The 21,231-nt window shown below is 62.7% G+C and carries 20 protein-coding genes; 8 read left to right on the top strand and 12 right to left on the bottom strand.

From position 1 onward, the window contains the following. Positions 1–174: 174 nt before the first annotated feature. From AVMA1855_RS25470 to AVMA1855_RS25430, 9 genes are all read right to left on the bottom strand, one after another. A complete protein-coding gene (locus AVMA1855_RS25470) occupies positions 175–1,068 on the bottom strand; it encodes a hypothetical protein (protein WP_284427844.1) in 894 nt (297 codons plus the stop codon). A 267-nt stretch (positions 1,069–1,335) separates the two neighbouring features. Continuing rightward, complete coding sequence (locus tag AVMA1855_RS25465) at positions 1,336–1,647, bottom strand: hypothetical protein (protein WP_284427843.1); 312 nt, start codon at positions 1,645–1,647, stop codon at positions 1,336–1,338. Between the two features lie 497 nt (positions 1,648–2,144). Next, entirely contained in the window at positions 2,145–2,483 is a 339-nt protein-coding gene (gene imm40, locus AVMA1855_RS25460; protein WP_284427842.1) for an Imm40 family immunity protein, read from the bottom strand. A 4-nt stretch (positions 2,484–2,487) separates the two neighbouring features. After that, positions 2,488–2,790: a hypothetical protein gene (locus tag AVMA1855_RS25455; protein ID WP_284427841.1), complete on the bottom strand. Its 303-nt coding sequence runs from the start codon at positions 2,788–2,790 to the stop codon at positions 2,488–2,490. Continuing rightward, a complete protein-coding gene (locus AVMA1855_RS25450) occupies positions 2,787–3,116 on the bottom strand; it encodes a hypothetical protein (protein WP_284427840.1) in 330 nt (109 codons plus the stop codon). The genes AVMA1855_RS25455 and AVMA1855_RS25450 overlap by 4 nt, the downstream gene beginning before the upstream one ends. A gap of 34 nt (positions 3,117–3,150) precedes the next feature. After that, a complete protein-coding gene (locus tag AVMA1855_RS25445; RefSeq protein ID WP_284427839.1) occupies positions 3,151–3,459 on the bottom strand; it encodes a hypothetical protein in 309 nt (102 codons plus the stop codon). A gap of 12 nt (positions 3,460–3,471) precedes the next feature. After that, positions 3,472–8,337, bottom strand: a complete 4,866-nt coding sequence (locus tag AVMA1855_RS25440; protein WP_284427838.1) for an RHS repeat-associated core domain-containing protein — start codon at positions 8,335–8,337, stop codon at positions 3,472–3,474. Between the two features lie 125 nt (positions 8,338–8,462). Next, entirely contained in the window at positions 8,463–9,878 is a 1,416-nt protein-coding gene (locus AVMA1855_RS25435; RefSeq protein ID WP_284427837.1) for a branched-chain amino acid ABC transporter substrate-binding protein, read from the bottom strand. Between the two features lie 220 nt (positions 9,879–10,098). Further along, complete coding sequence (locus AVMA1855_RS25430; RefSeq protein WP_284427836.1) at positions 10,099–10,908, bottom strand: DUF2242 domain-containing protein; 810 nt, start codon at positions 10,906–10,908, stop codon at positions 10,099–10,101. A gap of 346 nt (positions 10,909–11,254) precedes the next feature. Here AVMA1855_RS25430 and AVMA1855_RS25425 point away from each other — a divergent pair, with 346 nt between their 5' ends. Further along, entirely contained in the window at positions 11,255–11,632 is a 378-nt protein-coding gene (locus AVMA1855_RS25425; protein WP_284403044.1) for an Hsp20/alpha crystallin family protein, read from the top strand. A 165-nt stretch (positions 11,633–11,797) separates the two neighbouring features. On the opposite strand, the gene tsaD is transcribed toward AVMA1855_RS25425, so the two are convergent. Both tsaD and AVMA1855_RS25415 read right to left on the bottom strand, forming a co-directional pair. Further along, entirely contained in the window at positions 11,798–12,838 is a 1,041-nt protein-coding gene (gene tsaD / locus AVMA1855_RS25420; RefSeq protein ID WP_284403043.1) for a tRNA (adenosine(37)-N6)-threonylcarbamoyltransferase complex transferase subunit TsaD, read from the bottom strand. 91 nt (positions 12,839–12,929) lie between these two features. Continuing rightward, positions 12,930–14,081: a branched-chain amino acid ABC transporter substrate-binding protein gene (locus tag AVMA1855_RS25415; RefSeq protein ID WP_284427835.1), complete on the bottom strand. Its 1,152-nt coding sequence runs from the start codon at positions 14,079–14,081 to the stop codon at positions 12,930–12,932. 242 nt (positions 14,082–14,323) lie between these two features. On the opposite strand from AVMA1855_RS25415, the gene AVMA1855_RS25410 reads away from it, so the two are divergent. Further along, positions 14,324–14,950: an ANTAR domain-containing response regulator gene (locus AVMA1855_RS25410; protein WP_272568327.1), complete on the top strand. Its 627-nt coding sequence runs from the start codon at positions 14,324–14,326 to the stop codon at positions 14,948–14,950. A 21-nt stretch (positions 14,951–14,971) separates the two neighbouring features. Here AVMA1855_RS25410 and AVMA1855_RS25405 read toward each other — a convergent pair whose 3' ends face one another. Continuing rightward, positions 14,972–15,310, bottom strand: a complete 339-nt coding sequence (locus AVMA1855_RS25405) for a hypothetical protein (RefSeq protein ID WP_284427834.1) — start codon at positions 15,308–15,310, stop codon at positions 14,972–14,974. Positions 15,311–15,888: 578 nt separating this feature from the next. On the opposite strand from AVMA1855_RS25405, the gene AVMA1855_RS25400 reads away from it, so the two are divergent. From AVMA1855_RS25400 to AVMA1855_RS25375, 6 genes are all read left to right on the top strand, one after another. Further along, the gene (locus tag AVMA1855_RS25400; protein ID WP_284411788.1) at positions 15,889–17,133 is read left to right on the top strand and encodes a CmpA/NrtA family ABC transporter substrate-binding protein; all 1,245 of its coding nucleotides are present in this window, start codon (positions 15,889–15,891) and stop codon (positions 17,131–17,133) included. A 54-nt stretch (positions 17,134–17,187) separates the two neighbouring features. Next, the gene (ntrB, locus tag AVMA1855_RS25395) at positions 17,188–18,135 is read left to right on the top strand and encodes a nitrate ABC transporter permease (protein ID WP_284427833.1); all 948 of its coding nucleotides are present in this window, start codon (positions 17,188–17,190) and stop codon (positions 18,133–18,135) included. Beyond that, a complete protein-coding gene (locus AVMA1855_RS25390; protein WP_284411785.1) occupies positions 18,132–18,938 on the top strand; it encodes an ABC transporter ATP-binding protein in 807 nt (268 codons plus the stop codon). The genes ntrB and AVMA1855_RS25390 overlap by 4 nt, the downstream gene beginning before the upstream one ends. A 192-nt stretch (positions 18,939–19,130) precedes the next feature. Next, positions 19,131–19,571: a hypothetical protein gene (locus AVMA1855_RS25385; RefSeq protein ID WP_284427832.1), complete on the top strand. Its 441-nt coding sequence runs from the start codon at positions 19,131–19,133 to the stop codon at positions 19,569–19,571. Positions 19,572–19,689: 118 nt separating this feature from the next. After that, on the top strand, positions 19,690–20,349 hold the full coding sequence (locus AVMA1855_RS25380) for a hypothetical protein (protein WP_284427831.1): 660 nt from the start codon (positions 19,690–19,692) through the stop codon (positions 20,347–20,349). A gap of 60 nt (positions 20,350–20,409) precedes the next feature. Further along, a complete protein-coding gene (locus AVMA1855_RS25375) occupies positions 20,410–21,153 on the top strand; it encodes a hypothetical protein (protein ID WP_284427830.1) in 744 nt (247 codons plus the stop codon). The last annotated feature ends 78 nt before the right edge of the window (positions 21,154–21,231 follow it).

Genomic DNA, 21,231 nt, shown 5'->3' with positions numbered 1-21,231 from the left:
GACCGGCTGGTGTCGTCCCGCCTGCAGGGAACCTCTCAAAACCCCTGTCTCAGCCACTTGGCGCGCTTACAAATCACGAGTTACGGCGTTCAAGCCTTGCAAATTCGGAAGTTTTGAGAGGTTCCCAAAGGCAATGCCATCGCAAGAGCAGCTTCGCCCGCCCTGCCCCAGCGGTTATCCGAGACCGGCACCAGCGTCAGTCGTCGCATTCAGGCCTGAAACGATGGCATTCGAATAGCTCTGCATATCTGACGATTGCTTCAAAATCATATCGAGAGTCCAGATAAACCCCCCTCCAACGCAACCCATTCCCTCAAAGGTTTGCATTAAGGAGTTGACAGCTGCAGGAGTTTCCGCCGAATCACCTGGAATGATGAATTGATCGGTCTGAAAATTTTCGATTGAATTGGCAATCGCACTTGTCCATTCATCAGGAGAATTTCCATAGCCACCCGAATAGCACTGCAGATTCACCCACTTGACTGAGCCAGGGTTGGAGTCATTGAGTTGGGCAAGAGAACTCACCCAAAAATCCTGCATGGTGTATGGGCAAAAAGTGATCGCAAAACCCAAATCGATGAGCATTCTGCAAAATGCGACGAAGGAGGGCTCATCGTAAGTCTCTTCGCAATCCATATCAACAATGCTTACCGCGGGAAATGTCTTGCGGAAAGCAGCGAAATTCTTCTGCACCGGAGTATTGTCAAAAGAATTGTTGTTGGCTTTGTAGATTTCGGCCAAAGCCTCATAGTCAGACACGCCACCACCGCCTATAGACGCGCAGATGGTGGTCACCGTACCACCCAATATTTGGCCTACCAAACCAGGCCATTCTGGTGCACCCACATAACTTCCACCTGCAATAATTAGAGTGTTATTGAAATAAATATCACCCATGGCTTCTGGCCCTGCCCCAGATTTTCCACTAATATGAAAAAGGCCAAGAATAGCGGTGGTGAAGCCCGATTTTTTCAACTTTTCAATGCTAGCAGGGACAGGCTTGTCTTTAGGGGCCGAGTCAGGATAAATATAACCCTCGACATATACCGCGACATTCAAACCATTCATGGCATTTCCTCTGTGAAAAATTGAGTAAACGCATTTTGCAATCGTCAGCTGTTTTTAAGTCAATTTTTTTCTGAAACGATCTGAACTGTTCTGAAACCGCTTGGTATCGAAGGGCAACACCGTTGTGGCACGGAGTTGGGTGGCGGTTGGGGGTGCATGTGCCGCTGGCGATCCATATGATACGTCCGGCGCTATCCCAAACCAGTGGCAACAGGGCTCTTGTGATCATCTAGCGGTGGCATGGCGATATTGTCACCAGCAACCGATTTATTCTATTTTTAAAATCTTACCCACTCCAATTTTTCTCCCCTCCCACAGAAAAAAATCTGCTCCTACCTTTGCGTGCATAAGTACCTCATCCTGAGAAATAAATACCATGGGAATAGGCTCAGCAGTTTCCCCTGGAGATATAGAGCTGCCGTAATCAGGCATAAGCAAACGGCAGTCATATCCATGACTAGAGAGAGCCGGAATATTTTCAAAAAAAACCGGGCATCCAAAATTCAGCACAGGAATTGCTTGTGCACGGCCACCATTGATTTTGCTGAAAAGGCTTATTTTTGCAAAAATACGTTTCATGGCAATGAAAAATAGTTGAGAACTCTCGTTCGCAATTTGCGCAAGGCAGAAATTGGCATCGGCCCGTTCGCGGTGGACAAGTAGATGACCTCGGTGCTGTCCATCTCGCCCGCTGCTGCTGCGCTATCCGCACTCCTTCGGTTTCAGTGCTGTCCCAGCACGGTGTTGCCTATGCCATCTTCGTCTTAGACGGTCTGCTTGGTGATAGCCGGGTTGTTCGCCCCGGACAGCCTCGCATCGCTCTTGGTGCACCAGTTGGCGCCTGCTGGCGTAGGTAATGCGGGCGATCTGCCCCGCGCCTGCGCTGCCTGGACGCCCGTCCCTCCTAGCACATACTGGTAGCCCCCGGTACTGCTGCTGCCGTTGAACAAGACCTGAGTACGCGCGGTGATGCTGGTTTGCATGTCGCACATTAAAATGTGCTTACATAAGGTTGCATCTCTTCATTATTTGCGCTCAACAAGCACCAGTTTTGGAGAAGCAATTTTCCCGTTCAATCAAACTCCAAATACAATATAAAACTCTCCTCCGCGAGAAGAGTAAAATACTACTACTTTTTCGGCGGCATCCAGGGTTGCCTCAATGTATTCACTTTCGCTTGAGTAATCCGCTCTTTCGGAATTCCATCCATCGTAAGTAGGCTTGAATCTATCGCCGACTTTCTCCCAAACCTCGCCGCCTTTAGCTGCTGCGCAAGATGTGCGCAAGATCGTAATAGCGTGCAGTGCAGCATGCAGGGGTAGCGCCATGTCATCAACTCCCTCACTTGCAAGAGAAACCCCCTCTTCCTGAATGATTGAGAAGAAGTTATCTAGGATTTTTACTGAATTAATCATTAATTTAGTCAGATCTAAATAATCGATGATAAATTACACCGGATTCATGCTTAACGAATTCGAATGTTCCATCAATCCCCCGATATGTGCTTTGCGTGGGCAGCATGTGCTGCTGGGTGATCTGTGCGATGCGCCCGGCGCTGTCCCAGGTCAGTTGCAGCAGGGCGCTGGCGGCCAACTGGCCCGCGCTGGTGTAGCTGCGCTGCTCGGCCAGCGGCGCGGGGTTGCCGGGGTCTGCACGAACCCGGGCCATTGCGGCCTGGCCCAGCGGGATCTGATTGGGTATTGCGACAGTAAAATCAATCAAGGATCTTCATTCAAAATGATCTTCCTCTCATATTCAAAAATTGAATATGCTTTTGCATCATGATTAAGAAGGGCCTCAGCAAACTCGGCACTTTGCCAGGAAAAAGGAGAAATACCCATTGCTGAACTCTCGTGAATCCATAAACGCCAATTGGAGGGAACGACGGCGCTCACAATCTCAAAACACTCAGCACGGTGCTCAACAACGATTGGCCATTCACTCTGATTTTGACAATTTACCCAAAACCTCCGACCACCCTTATCATCAATAAATATTGAAAGCACATGGTAAGTCGCTCCCATTTTTAACCATGGAGAAGAGGGCATAAATTTTCCCTCCTGATCCAAAAGACAAACACACCTAACTTTCATTGCGAGCGGTCAAGACCCATTGACCGTTATTTTTTTCAGCGTTTATTTGATAGCACGCCCCTTCAGACCTACACAAAATGAAGTCCGCCCTTCCAGAATATGTACCTTCTGAAAATTTAAAAGCCCTGAACATTGGAATCATCAATTTTGATGAAGAGTTTCCAAATTTATTATCTATCTCAGCTATAGCGACCTGATAAACAGTAGAAGATTCGATCATTTTTCTGCCTGCAAAAGAAGCCAAGACCACAACGCAAGCCAAAATAATTAAAGTTATTCCAATTTTTTTGAGCAGCATTAAATACTCCTTTTATCGACAAGTACATTTTCCCAACGAACTGGCGCGTGTTACAGCTGTAATTTGCACGCCTCCTGCAGCTTCTGCCTTAATTCCCCATTTTTTACCAAATGAGTAGTCAAACCAACTCAAGCCGCCATAAGGCTTATTTGTAACAACCCCTGCTCCAACATTGGCGGTTAAAACATCTAGATTTGAACCAACACCGCTTACCCCAGCCTTTCCAAACAACTCAATAAAAGTCTGATCGTGATTGCACTCGACCAGTGCGGCTTGACCCGAAGGTAATCCTCCCTCTGGGGACCAAGTAACTCCACCGCCCACGCCGTAACCAAACTGCATACTAAGAAAACCTCGTTGGACACCTGTGTCGTAGCCAAAACTAAAGTTCATGCCAGCTCCCCAGAAACCACCGATGTCGACGGCCCAAAGGCCCTTTGGGTCATAAAAAGAAACTGGGTTTCCAGCCACATAAGCAAACCGATTCCACCCCCCATCCAGCCCAATCGGATCGGCCTGGAAGTACCGCCCCGAGGGCGGGTCATAGGACCGATTCAGGTTGTAGTTCAGTTGGGTTTCCTCATCGAACACCTGCCCCGGATACCGCAGGTCGAACTTGATGGCTTCCGCATAGTTGGAACTGCCCTGCCCGCTTTGCGCATAGCCCGTGGCGCCGGTCGTCGGGTTTGCCTCCCCAAACCCCGTAATCAGCCATTGCCACGCCACCTGGCCCTGGGTGTTGGTGAGGCGCCGGGGCGTGTTCAGGTGGTCCGCATCGATGGCATACAACCTGCCGTTGATCTGCGCGGCGATGGGCATCGGCCCGTTCGCGGTGGGCAGGTAGATGACCTCGGTGCTGTCCATCTCGCCCGCCGGTGCCGCGCTGTCGCTGCTCCGCCGGCTGCCGTACTGCCCCAGCACGGTGCTGCCGATGCCGTCCTCCGCATAGACGGTCTGTGTGGTGATGGCGGGGTTGTTGGCCCCGGACAACCGCGCATCGCTCTTGAACACGCGCTGGCCCCGGGCGTTGTAGGTGTAGCTCACCGCCAATGCGCTGGCCGGGTCGGCGTTCAGCCCCGCCTTGGCGATGCGGCCGTCCACGCCGTAGTGCAGGTAGCTGTCGCCCTTCCTGGTGATCGATCCGGTGGCGTCGTGGTTGTAGCTGACGTTGGTGGTCTGCGCGCTGCCGCCCGCGGGCGTGAAGGTCTGCGTGTAGTTGCCCAGGCGGTTGCTGTTGCTGGCGAGTTGATAGTCGCGCTGCAGCGTGGCGGTGCCCGCAGCCGTGCTGCTGCTGTAGTAGCTCTGGCTGCGGTTGCCGTTGGCATCCCACGCGTAGCCGCTGGCGTTGGCCCCGATGGTGTCGCTCAAGGTCGTTCCGCTGGGCAGCGTGAGGGTGTTGGGTGCGCTGTGCGCGCTGGCGGTGAGCCGGCCCACCGTGTCGTAGCTGTATGCGCTGGTGAGCGCCACCTGCTGCGCCACCGTGCTGCTTTGCGTGGGCAGCATGTGCTGCTGGGTGATCTGCGCGATGCGCCCGGCGCTGTCCCAGGTCAGTTGCAGCAGGGCGCTGGCGGCCAGTTGGCCCGCGCTGGTGTAGCTGCGCTGCTCGGCCAGCGGCGCGAGGTTGCCGGGGGTCTGCACGAACCCGGGCCATTGCCAGCCGGTGGCCTGGCCCAGCGGGCTCCAGGTGATGCCGCTGACCAGCGGCTGGCCGTTCCACTGCAGCCCGATGAGCTGGCCGGTGGCGTCGTACTGGTGCACCAGTTGGCGACCGCTGGGGTAGGTGATGCGGACGATCTGCCCCGCGCCTGGACTGCCCGTCCCGCCTGGCACGTACTGGTAGCCCACGGTGCTGCTGCTGCCGTTGGCCAGGACCTGCGTGCGCGCGGTGATGCGCCCTTGCGCGTCGCGCTGGTAGCGCGTGGTGACGCCCGCGTCCTGGATCTCGCTCAACGACCCCACGCTGGCGCTCGGGCTGCCGCTGGCGTTGTACTCGGGCCCGGGCAGGTCGTAGCGCAGCACGGTGGTGCGGCTCGCGCCGCCCAGGCTGCTCACGATCTGCGTGGGCCGGCCCAGCGCATCGCGCGTGATGGCGGTGGCCCGCCCCAGCGCGTCGGTGAGGCTTTGCGGCAGCCCCAGGCTGTCGTAGGTGCGGGTGAGCGTGCCGCTGTCGGCGCTGGCTTCCTGGCTGGCATTGCCCAGGGCATCCCGCGTGTAGCTGGTGGCCACGCTCTTGAAGTCCGTGGCTTTGGTGATGGCGTCCTGGGCGTTGTAGGTGAGGCTCGCCTGCGCGTTCGATGGATTGCTTTGCGTAGAGAGGCGCCGCAGGTTGTCGAAGGTGTAGCGGGTCGCCTGGTTCAGGCCATTGGTGTGGCTGACGAGATCGCCAAAGGGGTTGTATCCGTAGGTGGTGCTCTGGTTGCCGCCCACGGTTTCAGAGGCCACGCGGTTGACGGCGTTGATGGTGCGAGAGAGGGTATGGACGATGTTGCCGGCGCTGTCCTGAACCTGCTCATTGATGCGGTTGCCCATGCCGTCCAGCGTGTAGCTGCCGGCATAGCCCCGGTTGTCCGACCAGCCGGTCAGGCGCTGGGCGTCGTCGTATTGATAGGACACCGCGTAGCCCGAGGGCTGGGCGATGCTCTGCAGCAAGCCCGTGGGCTGATAGGTCATGGCAACGGCCAAGCCATCCTGGGTGATGCGGGTCACCCGCTGCCGCACATCGCGCGCATACACGGTGACACTCCCCGTTGGATCGATCTGTTCAACGACATTGCCATGCCGGTCATAGCGCGTGTAGCGGGTCACCTGCCCACTGGGGCCGGTAACGCTCATGAGGTCGCCCTCGGTGGCGTCCCCCGTCGTCGCAGCATGGTAGGCGTAACGTGTCACGCTGCCGACAGGGTCGGCTTCGCTGAGGACCTGGCCGGCGTCGTTGTACGTCCAGTTCCAGGTGCGGGACACCCCACCCGCCACCAACTGGGCCGCGAAGCCGCTGCCCCCGTTGGCGTCGGCCGTTTCCTGCTCGACCTTCTTGCAGAGCGCCGCGATGGGTGAACCATCGGGCAACAGCGCCGAGGCGGGCGCGCAGCGCAGCACGGCGCCGCCGGCCAGCGGATCGGGCTGGCCGTGGTACACGTAGGTGGTCAGCTTGCGTGGCTCGGCCACGCGCGTGGGCAAGGTCCACACGGGGTGCCACTGGTAGGAAGTCCTGCGGGCCGCTTCCGGAAAGCCGTACTGGCCGGAGGCGAGTGTGGAGCACGCGAGCCCTGGAGGAAGCCCCTGCGTCTTCGATGTCTGCAGGCCACGGGCCTGGTCGTATTCGAAACAGGTGAAGTTGCCCGAATCCGAACGCTGCAGCACCCTGCCCTTGGCATCCCGCCAGAACGCCTGGCTGGACGCGATCGCGGGATCGACGGGGCTCGCGATGGTGACCTGGCTCGGCCAATACTTCTCACCGATTTTTTCGAAGCCGTGCCGCCGCTGTGTTCCCAGAGGGTCGGTCACGGTGGTTTCACTCGGCGTGGACGTGTAGTAGCTGAAGCTGTATCGATGCACCCCGCCTGCATGCTCCGAACTGGACGCCCGGCCGTCGCAGAGGTATCGGTAGGTGGCGTAGCGGTGACCGGCCTCGTCGGTGATTCCGGTCAGCAGGTTGTCGCCATAGGGCGCAGCACAGCCATTTTGGGCGGCGAATTCGTAGTGGTAGGTTTTCGAGGCACCGTCGGGAAAGACGACCTTGCTGAGCCTGTGCGGCCCGCAGTATTCGTACCGATACGTCTGGGACGCGGGATCGACCATCGACGCCAACTGGTTCGAGGTGTCGTAGCTGAATTTCAATGCCCGGCCGAACCGGTACGTCACCTGGGCGAGCAGGCCGGACAGTCCGGAGTACGACGAGGGATCATTGGATTCCGAATAGGTGTACGACAGCCCGACACGGCCATCGGCAGACATCTTTCGGATCACCCGTCCACGCGAATCCAGCGCGTAGAGAAAGTTGTCCCTGGAGCGAACGTAGCCCCCGCCGGAACCACCCGGCGCGACGAAGGCGTATTCCCCGAGGGACACCTCGCTCAGATTGCCGGGCTCGCCCCGGTACATACTGAAGCGCCCGGCACCCAGCTGCCAGACATGCGGATTGTTGGTGACCTGATAGCAATGGGACGCGGTTTCGGTGCGGTTTTTCCACCAGAAGGCCGGGTAACAGGGATTGCCCTGGTTGGAGACGTTTCCGTACCACCCTTGATCGAGTGTCGAGTAGAACCGCCCTTTGGTGCTTCGGTAGACACGCTCGAAGACCAGGCCCGTTTTAGCCATCGGGTAATCCAGCTCGGACTGGATCTTCTGCCCCGTGCTGGGCAACACCGGATTGCCCTGGGCATCGCAATCGTCGCAGGAATCGTCATTGGCGACGTACAGCACGCACGTGATCTGCTCGTTCGAGCCGTTTTGCGTCCTTTCGACGTCCTTCGACACGACGCTGGCGTCGAAAACGGTGGGGCACTCATACCCCAACGTGACCTGGACGGCGGCCGCCCTGCCGGAGCCCAGGTCCGGGCTGCCCTCCGAGTAGAAGCTCGCCGGCAATCCATTCACGGTACCGCCCAGGATGACGGGTGCTTTTGCGCTGCGGCAGAAAACACCACCCTCGTCCGTGGGATGGCAACTGGTGTCGTGGTATCGCTGGGCCGCGATGGAATAGGCCTCGCCCATGGTTTCGGCTTTTTCCACCACGACGCTGGGCCAGCCCCCTCCGCCGCCCAGCCATGCCACCGACTGGTAGGTGAACTTGGGCTCGACTTCGAACCTCACCACCCCTGCCAACGCCGTTGGCAGGAAGGCCAGCAACCATGCCGACAAAAGTATCTTTATTCTCATTCTTTGAATCCCCCCTCGATGCCATTCAGAAATGCGCGGAACGAAGCATGTCTCTTTCCGCCGTGCGCCCGGCCACCCCGCACCAGGGGCCGCGCCGAGACGCACAATGTTAACCAAAAATCACGTCACTGCGGCCGCACCATCCGGCAGCTCTGCGGCTGCTCCGCCTTCTCCGCGGCGATCTGGCGCACCACGCGAAACCCATAGCCCGAACCCTCCACGTCGAACGGCACGCCGGGCGCGCCCTGCCGGTCCATCACGCCCACGGCCAGGGGCTGCTGGAACTGGTGGTCGGCCGCGCGCATGGTGCCGGCCTGGCCGTTCAGCTGCACCTTCGCGGTTTCCATGGCGCGGGCGACGGCGGTGGCGTCGGTGCTGCCGGCGCGCTCGATGGACTGGGCGAGCGTCTCCACCATGAGCTGCATGCGCATGTGCACGTAGTCGTCGGCGGGCTGCGGAAAACGCTGGCGGAAGGAGCGGTAGAAGGCTTCGCTCTGCGCGCCCGGCACGTTGGGCAGCCAGTCGGCCACGGCCACGACCTTGCCCACGCCGGCATCGCCGAGCGCGGCCGGTGCGCCCAGGGCGTTGCCGTAGAAGGTGTAGAACATGCCGTCGTAGCCGACCTCGCGCGCGGCCTTGACGAGCAGGGTGAGGTCGTTGCCCCAGTTGCCGGTGACGACAGCCTGGGCGCCGCTGGCCTTGATCTTGACGGCGTAGGGGGCGAAGTCCTTCACCCGGCCGACGGGGTGCAGCTCGTCGCCCACCACGGCGACGTCGGGGCGCTGGGCGGCCAGCTGCCTCCTGGCCTCGCGCAGCACGGCCTGGCCGAAGCTGTAGTCCTGCCCGATGAGGTACACGCTTTTCAGGGCCTTGTCCTCGCGGATCACGTCCATGAGGGCGGCCATGCGCATGTCGGCATGGGCGTCGAAGCGAAAGTGCCAGAAGCTGCACTTTTCGTTGGTGAGGATGGGATCGACGGCCGAGTAGTTGAGGAACAGCACGCGCTTGCCCGGCTCGCGCTCGTTGTGCTTGTTGATGGCCTCGATCAGCACGGCGGCGGTGGCCGACGAGTTGCCCTGCAGGATGACGCGCGCGCCGTCGTCGATGGCCGCGCGCAGGGCGGACAGGGCCTCTTCGTTCTGGCCCTTGCTGTCGTAGCGCTCGATCACCAGGGGCCGGGCACCGCCGGCCGCGGTGGGCAGGCGCACACCGCCGCGCGCGTTCACGCGCTCGGTGGCCCACAGCACGTTGCGGAACACCGCCTCGCCGGTGTTGGCGAAGGGGCCGGACATGCTTTCGATGAGCGCGACCTGGATGGGCGCGCCGGTGGCTGCGGCCGCCTTGCGCGGCGCGCTGGCGGGCGTGGCCTGGGACGTCGCAGCGGCCGATGGCGACGCCACCGGACCGGGCCCCGATGCGGCAGCGGCTGCCGGAGCGGCCTGCGCGGCGCTGGCCGTGATGAAAGCCAGGGGAGCGAGCGTGGCGGCGGCCACGGCCAGAGTGCGCGCGCGGCGCGCGGCGAGCGAGGAGGAATGGGTCATGCGAGCGGTCCTGTGGGCCGCGCTGCCGGCAGGGCAGCCGCCCGGAATGGGAAAGGCGCGCAGTGTATCGGAGCGGCCAAGCGCAGATGGCGCCCCAGCGCTGCGCCATCACCACCGCCCGCCCTTCAGGCCGCCCGCCTGGCGCGGGCCGCGGAACGGCATCGCCCGGGGGCCCGTTGGCATCGCGCGGCAGGCACCGCGCTCCCGGCGGTGCCGCCGTTCAGTTCGCCGGCGTGGAGGCCGGTGCCGAAGCAGGCGCCGCAGCCGGTTCGGCCGCTGGCGTTTCCACCCCCGCGTTCGCGGCGGGCGGCATCGGAAATCCGGTGACGGCCGGCGGGCGAGGCACCGGGGCGGGGATGGTGACGGGCATGGGCAGGATCTCGTGCACCTCGCCGGATTCGCGGGCCTCTTTCTTCGCGGTTTCGTTGGCGACCGTGGGCGGCACGGCGGGCGATGCCTGCCCCACCTGCTCGCGCGCGGCGGGCACGAAGCGGTCGAACAGCTGGAAGAAGCGGTCGTAGAAGCGCGGGTCGGTCACCGTCTCGCTGCCCACCTTGACGAGCGTGTCGTCGCTCGCGGAAAACGGCAGCGACACCGAGCCCAGCGCGCCCACGCCGAGCGAGGCGGAGTTGTTGATCTTCTTGATGACGTAGCGGTCCTGCAGGGCGCTGGCGAAGGCGGCGGTGCGGGTCTTGTCGCCGCCCTCGGTGGCGCAGACGACGCGCATCTCGACCTCGTAGTGGATGTCGCTGGACGGCTGGAAGTACTTGCGCCCGGCCACCACTTCGGCGCTGGCGGTGCTCACCAGGTAGCCCTGGCTCAGGAGGGCGCGGCGGGCGCCTTCGCACACGCGCGCCTGCGGTGCATTGATGTGGCGGGTGTGCATGCTGGCGCTGTCGAAGTCGTCCGGGTCGAAGCGCGGCGTGCGGTCCAGGCCGGGGACCGAGCTGGAAGCGCAACCGGCCAGGGTGGCAACGAGCGCGGCGGACAGCGCGAGCACCCGGATGGTGCGGGGATGGCGCGAGGGCATAGGGCTTGAAGGTGATGGACGAAGAGTAGGCATGGCGATTCCCTGATCAGCGTGCATTGTGAAGGCTGCGAAAGACGCGTCCGGACAAAGGGATGTAACCCCGCGCAACCGGCGCGGGGGCGGCTGCACATGGGATGCGGCAGCGCCGCGCGGGTTCCGGCCGCGCAACCCCGTGCGCGGGCGCACATTGTAAAAACGGCAGGCATCCCCAGGCCGATCCAATGCGCGTGAAGCGCCGATTCGCGTGCTCAAAAGCCCTTGAAATGCAGCACGCCACACACATTTGTGGACCATGCGGCGAACGACCCGGGAGCCGCGAAGACACTGTTTTTCCAGGAGTTTTTCCATGATTTTCGCCCCTGTGATCCGCCGCGCCGCTTTCAACGCCCCCCGCTCCGCCGACGTGGCCCTGCAGCGCTTTTTGAACCATACCCTGGCCACCCCGGCTGCCGCAGGCTACACCGTGCAGCAGGACGAAAAGACCGTCACCCTGCAGATGGACCTGCCCGGCCTGAGCCGTGACCAGTTGCAGCTGACCATCGAAGGCAATCAGGTGCGCCTGACCAGCGTGGAAGGTGCGCCGCGCCAGGTGCAGCGTGCCTGGGAACTGCCGGCGGACATCGACGTGTCCACCAGCTCCGCCAAGCTGGAAAACGGCGTGCTGACGCTGGTGCTGGGCAAGGTGGTGCCGGTGAGCCGCGCCACGCAGCTGGCCATCGGCTGACCCTGGCCCGCATCCGCTGCGGATGGGGCGCCGGCAGGGCGCTCGCATCGAACGCTTCGCCGCGCCACTCGGCCGGTTTTCACGAGCGCCCTGGCCGCCACGCCAGGGCGCTTTTTCATGTGCGCGGGCGCATCGCCACCAGCTGCGGCCGGGTGGCCTGCGCGATCACTGCAGCGTATCGAGCGGCCAGCGCGGCTTGACGTCGAAGGCGTAGTCGCGGTTGGCCTGCTGGCGGCCGGCCTGCAGGCGCATGGCGGCGGCCATGGCGATCATGGCGCCGTTGTCGGTGCACAGGTGCAGCTCGGGGTAGTGCACGCGCACCTGGGCGCGGGCGCAGGCGGCATTGAGCTGCTCGCGCAGGTGCCGGTTGGCCCCCACGCCGCCCGCCACCACCACGCGGCGCAGCCCGGTCTGCTGCAGCGCTGTGGCGGTCTTGCGCACCAGCACGTCCACGATGGCGGCCTGCGTGCTGGCGGCCAGGTCGGCCTTGCGCGCGTCGAGGTCGACGCCCAGCTTTTTGGCCTGGGTGAGCACGGCGGTCTTGAGGCCGGCGAACGAGAAATCGAGGTTGCCGCTGTGCAGCAGCGGGCGCGGCAGCTTGAAGGCGGCCGGGTCGCCGTGCTCGGCCAGCCGCGACAGCGCGGGTCCGCCGGGGTAGCCCAGGCCCATCAGCTTGGCGGATTTGTCGAAGGCCTCGCCCGCGGCGTCGTCGATGGTCTCGCCCAGCATTTCGTAGCGGCCCACGCCGTCCACGCGCATCAGTTGCGTGTGGCCGCCCGAGACCAGCAGCGCGATGAAGGGGAATTCCGGCGGGTCTGCGCTGAGGAAGGGCGACAGCAGGTGCCCTTCGAGGTGGTGCACGCCCAGCACGGGCTTGTCGAGCGCCGCGCCCAGGGCGCAGGCCACGCCGGCGCCCACGAGCAGCGCGCCGGCCAGCCCCGGGCCGCGCGTGTAGGCCACCACATCCACGTCGGCCAGGCGCCGGCCGGATTCGGCGAGCACGGTTTCGGTCAGGGGCAGCACGCGGCGGATGTGGTCGCGGCTGGCCAGCTCGGGCACCACGCCGCCATAGGCCTGGTGCATTTCGATCTGGCTGTGCAGGGCATGGGCGAGCAGCGTGGGCACGCCGTCGCCGGGGGGCGACTGCACCAGCGCCACGCCGGTTTCGTCGCAGGAGGATTCGATTCCGAGGATCAGCAGACTCATGCGCCCGAGTGTAGGACCTGGGGCCCGTCCCTCCCCGCCCCGTGGACTGGCGCGGCCCCGGACGCCGTGGTGGCGCCGGGCGGCGGCCCGCTCACCAGCGGTCGGAGCGCATGCGCAGTTCCCAGTTGCCGGCGCGCAGGCTGTACACGCCCACGGCGCCGTAGCGCTGCTCGCCCTTTTCGTCCCAGGTCATGGTGCCGGTGACGGGCGCGTAGCCGTTGATGGCGCGCAGGGCCTTGGTGATCTCCTTCGGATCGGCGGACTTGGCCTGCTTGATGGCGGCCGACAGCACGTAGGTGGCGTCGTAGCTGTAGTGGCCGCCGTAGGCGGGCGGCTTCTTGAACGCGGTGTTGTAGCGGTCCAGGAACTGGCGGCCGGTGATGAACTCGCGCGCCTCCAGCACGGGCGAGGTGGCATAGATGGCCGTGACCATCCCCATGCCCTTGACCATGTCGGTGGTCTTGATGGTGTCGCCGCCCAGCACGGACAGCTGGGTGTAGTTGATCTTCTGCAGCGCCTGCAGCAGCGCCAGCACCTGGAAGTCGTTGAGCGTGGTGACGATCACGCCCACCTTCGCCATCTGGATGCGCCGGGCCACCTCGTCGAAGGCCGTGGTCTTGTCGTCGAACGACTGGCGCACGGTGACTTCCTTCTTCTCCGTCGCCAGCTGCTTGGCCGCGCCGTCGGCCAGGCCCTTGCCGTAGGGCGTGCCGTCGTCCAGCACCGCGTAGCTGGCGGTGCTGAGCTGCGTGGCCGCGAACGAGCCCATGGCGCGGGCCTGCAGGTTATCGTTGGCCACCAGGCGCAAGGTGGTCTGCAGGCCCAGCTCGGTGAAGCGCGGGTTGGTGGAGATGGCCAGCTGCGCGATGCCCTTTTCGCCATAGATGGGCGCCGCCGCGATGCTGACGCCCGAATTGAGGTTGCCGATGACCGCCACCACGCCGGATTCCACCAGTTGCTGGGCGGCTTTCTTGCCCGATTCGGCGTCGGCCCGGTCGTCCTGCGCGACCACTTCCAGGGTGACGGTCTTGCCATCGACCGTGAAGCCGGACTTGTTGAGCTCCTGCACCGCCAGCGTCACGCCGTTGAGCATGTCCTGCCCCAGCGCGCCGAGCGGCCCCGACAGCGGCTGCGCCACGCCGATCTTGATGGTGTCGGGCACCTTGCTGCACCCTGCCCCCAACGTGGCGGCCAGCGCCGCGATCGCCAGCAGCGCGGCACGCCTGCTTTTTTGTGTGCTCATAGACCCAGCTCCAATCCATTCAGTGGTTTACATGTATCCGGATGTATATAAGACCGAAGAGTCTTACGCTATCGGGTAACCCCTGCTCCATAGCAAGTTACATCCATTAGCAATTTCCATCCCAGGCCGAAAGCGGTGCTAATGCACCCGCCCAGTGCGCTTTCGGGCATCCGCCGCGATCCATCGGGTTTGCACCGCCGCGGCGCACCAGGATGGGCGTATTTATTGCTTAAGCTTGGGGCATGACCGACTCTCTGCGCATCGTGGTGGTGGCCCCCGACCTGGCGGTGGGCGCCGAGGACGACGAGCACGCCCAGCTGCAGGCCGAGCGCTCGCGGGCGCTGCGCATCGGCCTGCTGGAAAACAACTTCAACCTGGTGGCCACGCTGCCGGCCGACGTGTTCCTGAGCGAGCGGCTCGCGCAGCTGCAGCCTGACCTGGTGATCGTGGACGCCGAGAGCGACGCCCGCGACGCGCTGGAGCACGTGGTGATGGCCACTCGCGATGCGCCCCGCGCCATCGTGATGTTCACCAACGACGACGACCCCTCCCATGTGCGGCAGGCGGTGGCCGCGGGCGTGTCGGCCTACATCGTGGCCGGGCTGTCTCCCCAGCGCATCCGCCCCATCCTGGACGTGGCGATGGCGCGCTTCCAGCACGAGCAGGCCCTGCGCGCCGAACTGGCCGATGCGCGCAGCGAGCTGAAGGACCGCAAGACCATCGACCGCGCCAAGGGCCTGCTGATGCAGCGCCAGGGCCTGACCGAACAGGCCGCCTACGACAAGCTGCGCAAGAGCGCGATGGACAAGGGCATGAAGCTGGTCGAGGTGGCCCAGCGCATGCTGGACGTGGCGGACCTGCTGGGCTGACCTCGACCTGAAACCGACGTGTCAATCGGATTCTTTCAGCATTGTTTTATACGTTTCATACACTTTCTTGCCTTCGCTGGACGAAATCTGAAACGCGCTGCCCGATTTGACTGCTTTTTTCACATTTTCCGGAAGTCCGCCTGGGTAACTTTTCAGCAATCCGTCCGCTAGTTGGTTGCGCTCTATCTGAGCTTGCATTTTTCGATCACCACCGCCGGCGACGCTCTTGCCATCGAGGGGGTTGTGCCCCCGATCTGGCTTGGTGCTCGACGAAAAGAATGCACCCCTGGGCGGCAAGCTGGATGGTTCCGAAGAGCTTGGGCGCGGGCGATTGGATGCGCGGGGTGGACTGAAAGACATGTCCCATGCCTGCACCTTACTTGTCGACTCCGCAATGCGCTCGGGAGAACTGCCAGGCGAATGATCTACTGGCGGACGATACGAAGAGCTATTGCCACTGATTCTGTTGAACAATTTCAATCCTTTTGTTTATCAATTACGGGGGATGCAATATTTATCGACATTGAGACCGGTGACACCCCTGTGACGAAATGGCATACCGAAAAGCGAATCGACGGGAACGCAGACTGATGCCTCTTTGCACCTCAACAGGGATCGCTTGCACAGGCATAGGGCGCCCCGCCCCAATAAACCGGGCAATTCGAAAGCCCCTCCACGCCTTTGCTGTAACCGGTGTACCGCTCCCGCCCGTGAGAGAGCAAGCCAACACGCGGACTTTATTGGCACGAGATTTGCTGTTCAAACTATCGAGACCCATGGGTCTCCTGAGAAGAAGCCATCCAACGGCGGGTGACTTTCTTCCAACCCGGACAAAGGCGTCCCCACCGCTCGCGGCGCTGCCCCCCAGGCAGCCTGCGGGCGTGTGAGGACGCCTTTTTTGTTTTTCACGTTGCCAGCCAAGCCAAGGGATGCCTTCCATGACCGACCTGTCCAAAACCAGTCTCCACCGCCGCACCGTGCTGCAGGCCGCCGCCGTGGGGGCCGTGGGCGTGAGCCCCGCGTTGCGCTCCATGGTGCATGCAGCCGGCTCCGACGCGCCGGAAAAGAAGGAAGTCAAGATCGGCTTCATCCCCCTCACCGACTGCGCCAGCGTGGTGATGGCCTCGGTGCTGGGCATCGACCAGAAGTACGGTGTGAAGATCGTGCCCTCCAAGGAAGCGAGCTGGGCGGGCGTGCGCGACAAGCTGGCCAACGGCGAGCTGGACTTCGCCCACGTGCTGTACGGCCTGGTGTACGGCGTGCACTTGGGTGTCGGCGGCCCCAAGAAGGACATGGCCGTGCTCATGACCCTGAACAACAACGGCCAGGCCATCACGCTGAGCAAGAAGCTCGCCGATGCCGGCGCGGTGGACGGCGCGGGCCTGGCCCAGCTCATGGCCAAGGAAAAGCGCGAATACACCTTCGCGCAGACTTTCCCCACCGGCACGCACGCCATGTGGCTGTACTACTGGCTGGCCGCCAACGGCATCGACCCGCTCAAGGGGGCCAAGGTCATCACCGTGCCGCCGCCGCAGATGGTGGCCAACATGCGCGTGGGCAACATGGACGGCTTCTGCGTGGGCGAGCCCTGGAACCACCGCGCCATCATGGACGGCATCGGCATCACCGCCACCACCACGCAGGACATCTGGAAGGACCACCCCGAGAAGGTGCTGGGCACCACGTCGGAGTTCGTGCAGAAGTACCCCAACACCGCGCGCGCCGTGACGGCCGCCATCCTGGAGGCCGGCCGCTGGATCGACGAGGGCCTCGCCAACAAGAACAAGATGGCCGAAACCATCGCCGGCAAGGCCTACGTGAACACCAGCGTGGACGCCATCAACCAGCGCATCCTGGGCCGCTACCAGAACGGACTGGGCAAGACCTGGGACGACCCCAACTACATGAAGTTCTACAACGACGGCGCGGTGAACTTCCCCTACCTGTCCGACGGCATGTGGTTCCTCACGCAGCACAAGCGCTGGGGCCTGCTCAAGGACCACCCGGACTACCTGGCCGTCGCCAAGTCGATCAACCGCACCGAGCTGTACAAGCAGGCCGCCACTGCCGCCAAGGTGCCCCTGCCCAAGAGCGACATGCGCTCCAGCAAGTTGATGGACGGCGTCGTCTGGGACGGCAAGGACCCGGCCAAGTACGCCGACAGCTTCAAGATCAAGGCCTGACCCCGGGCCCCGCCCGAGCCGCCCGCCCCCAGCCCCCGCCAGGAGAATCCCACCATGGTCAGCGCCGTCTTCCACGCCCCGCAGGAGCCCACCCCAGCCGCGGCCCCTTCTGCTATGCAAACGATAGCAACACCGGCAATCAAAACGCCGGCATCGGGGCAAAAACCACTGCAGTCCGCCCCGCCCAGCGCGCCGCGGGCGCCGCGCGACTGGGCGGCCGCCTCGCGCGCCTTCTGGCTCGCCGTGCTGCCGCCGGCCTGCGGCCTGGGCCTCTTGATCGGGCTGTGGGCCGTGGTGTCCTCCACCACTGGCCAGAGCATTCCCGGCCCGCTGGAGACCTGGAAGCAGGCGCTGGAAGTCTTCAGCAACCCCTTCTACCGCAACGGCCCCAACGACCAGGGCGTGGGCTGGAACGTGCTCGCCTCGCTGGAGCGCGTGGCGGTCGGCTTCGGGCTGGCGGCGCTGGTGGGCATTCCCGCGGGTTTCGTGATCGGGCGGTTCCACTTCCTCTCGCGCATGTTCAACCCGCTCATCAGCCTGCTGCGGCCCGTGTCGCCGCTGGCGTGGCTGCCCATCGGCCTGCTGGTGTTCAAGGGCGCCAACCCGGCCGCCATCTGGACCATCTTCATCTGCTCGATCTGGCCCATGGTCATCAACACCGCGGTGGGCGTGCAGCGCGTGCCGCAGGACTACATGAACGTGGCCCGCGTGCTCAACCTCTCGGAATGGAAGATCGCCACCACCATCCTGTTCCCCGCCGTGCTGCCCTACATGCTGACCGGCGTGCGCCTGGCCGTGGGCACCGCCTGGCTCGTGATCGTGGCGGCCGAGATGCTGACCGGCGGCGTGGGCATCGGCTTCTGGGTGTGGGACGAGTGGAACAACCTGAACGTCAAGAACATCATCATCGCGATCTTCGTGATCGGCATCGTCGGGCTGCTGCTCGAATACGCCCTGGTCAAGCTGGCCACGGCATTCACGTTCGAAGAGGTGAAGGCATGAACAACCCCGCGAAATTCATCGAGGTCCAGGGCGTGGCCCAGACCTTCAAGACCGCCAAGGGGCTGTTTCCGGCGCTCAAGGGCATCGACCTGTCCATCGCCAAGGGCGAGTTCGTCGCCCTCATCGGACACTCGGGCTGCGGCAAATCCACCTTGCTCAATCTGATCGCCGGACTCACTGTGCCCACCGCCGGCGCGCTGCTGTGCGCCAACAAGGAGATCAAGGGCCCCGGCCCCGAGCGCGCGGTGGTGTTCCAGAACCATTCCCTGCTGCCCTGGCTGACCTGCGAAGGCAACGTGCACCTGGCGGTCGAGCGCGTGTTCGGCAAGCGGGAACCGAAGGCACAGCTCAAGGCCCGCACCGAGGCCGCGCTGGCCATGGTGGGCCTCACGCACGCGGCGCAAAAGCGTCCCGGCGAGATCTCGGGCGGCATGAAGCAGCGCGTGGGCATCGCCCGGGCGCTGTCGATGGAGCCCCAGGTGCTGCTGATGGACGAGCCCTTCGGCGCGCTGGACGCCCTCACCCGTGCCAAGTTGCAGGACGAGCTGCTGGAGATCGTGGCGCGCACGCAGAGCACCGTGGTCATGGTCACCCACGACGTGGACGAGGCCGTGCTGCTGTCCGACAAGATCGTGATGATGACCAACGGCCCGGCCGCCACCATCGGCGAAGTGCTGGCGGTGGACATCCCGCGCCCGCGCAACCGCGTGGCCCTGGCCGAAGACCCGCGCTACCTGCGCAGCCGCAAGGCGGTGATCGATTTCCTGTACACGCGCCAGGCGCATGTGGAGAAGGCGGCCTGAGGCAGCGGCGGCCCCGGAGGCACGGCAACCGCGCAGGCCGTGCGCTCCAATTGTTTTTAATGTTTTATCAGATCATTTAAGCAATTTTCAGGGACTTTTCAATCTGTTAGAAAGCCGTCCCCATAATATTGTGCAGTGGCCCGTGCGCCACCGTGAAAATCCTGATTCCAGTGCAGCACCCCGATTGGGGGAATGGAATATAACGATTTTTGCGCATTATTCACCAAAACGGGGATTAGCGACGCCATGGCAGACCAGAAAATCACCACCATTTACAATGGTACGGGCGTCAACGCCACGCTCAACAGCGTTTATTATCCCGGGGACAATTGCAACCTGCCGAACAGGCAGGTGACCCACACCGGGGGCAGCGATGGCGACTACATCCGGGTGCCTGATTGCTCTGGCAGCCAGTGGTACGCAACCCACCACATCCTGCTGCAGGCCGTGGACCAGAGCTGGACATTCAGCTTCTGGTCCAACGACCAGCAAAACGGCCTGCTGTTCTGGAACAGCTCGGACGCGTATTCCGATTACTACCCCATCGCCAACAGCGATTCCGCTTCGAACGGCTCGCTCGCCATCACGAAAGACCCCGCAGGGGCTTTGACGGTGGTTTGGTCCCCTTTCTGAAGGCTGCGCCGGCCCATCGCCGCCCACGCCATCGCCGCCCAGGAAGCGCTGTGCCCCTGGGCGGGCCCTTCCGCCCTGCCGGCCTCGGCAGATCGCAACCCTTGAAACGACCTCCACCATGACTCCGACCCCCATTCCGTCCGTGCCGCGCTCGATTTCCGTCGAGGACACGCAAGCCCATCACCTGCAGCTGTTGAACGCCGCCCAACCGGCGCTCGGGACTTCGCCTTCCGCCCGGCCCGACGCGCCGGCGCTGCAGACCTTCAACGGCTACTACACCCTTGGAAATGCCCAGGGCGCCTTTTTCGCGGTCGACACCAACATGGTGTTTCAAGCAGGCACCATCGCCCCTGCCTACCACGTGTCGCTGATCATCTCGCTGGACGGAACCTCCGCCACCCGCTATCCCTTCACGGGAAGCTTCGACGGCAAGACCCTGCACCAGACGTCAGACCAGGGGCTCTCGGTCGAGCTGGAGTTCACCCGTGCGGGAGACGCATACGGGCCGGTGGCCTTCTGTTCAGGAAGCATCACCCTGCCGAAACAAACGAAGGTTGATGTCTCCGGCACCACCTACAACAACCCCATTGCAGCCGCCCTCTTCGCCGGCGATTACATCGATACGGCGACCGGAAAAAAGGTGATGCGGATCGGGTCCGACAACCAGTTGCAATACGCCCCTGGCAACACCGGGGATCTCCAGCCGGTGACCCACTATGGGAACCTCTCAAAACTTCCGAATTTGCAAGGCTTGAACGCCGTAACTCGTGATTTGTAAGCGCGCCAAGTGGCTGAGACAGGGGTTTTGAGAGGTTCCCACTATGCGTACAACCTGAACATGTACTTCTTCACGGTCATGCAGGGAGAAGAGACCGTGTCCCTCATCATGGGCACCGCTGCCGAACAGGGTTTCGCCTGCAACAACATGGTGACCGGGGGGGAAAAGCCCGCGCAGATCCGGTCGCTCGTCACCATTCCCCAAGCCGCGAAACCCGACTTCGCGCTGTACGACCTCAGCGGGTGCGAACTGGCGGATTTCAGTGGCTACTACCCCTTCCAATTCGATATTGAGACCCTGCACAGCCGGTCTTTCGTCTCCATCCAGGCGCAATACGCAACGCTGCTGCCGGGCACCGACTGGGATCTGAATTTCGTGGCCATCAGCGTTTCGACCGATGGCATCAATTCCCAGGCCTATTATTTCAATCCATTCACAATGAGTTTCAAGGATGGCATTCTGGACATGCCCGAGCAGAATATCCACCTGCAACTCACCCGAAAATACAACCCCGCCAATGGATCGCTGGTTCAAATGAGCGGCACGATCAACGGCCAGAAAATAACGGGATCGACCCCCTTCAATCCCGTTCCATTGTCCGCCTTCGCTGGCCAGCCCCTCACCAACCGCCTAGGCGACCGGCTCGCGGTGAATGGCGAAAACAGCGTGACCTACAACGGTGATAATGTCAAAAGCATTATCTACGTTCCCTTGATGTATATCTTGGCCTACCCCGTCGGCAATCCCGACGTGGTGATGGGAGCCTCTCACAACCCCATGTTTGACGAATCCGAACAGGAATGAGTGGGCGCCAGCAGCCGTTTGAGCGTGATGAGGCCCAGCAGCGGTCTGCGCCTGGGTGCATGAGGGGCCTTGCAGGCC

The sequence above is a fragment of the Acidovorax sp. SUPP1855 genome (assembly GCF_030158955.1).
In the GTDB taxonomy this organism is placed as follows: domain Bacteria; phylum Pseudomonadota; class Gammaproteobacteria; order Burkholderiales; family Burkholderiaceae_C; genus Paracidovorax.
The sequence above is the reverse complement of the archived record's forward strand: the minus strand, read 5'-3'. Positions and strand labels throughout refer to the sequence as shown.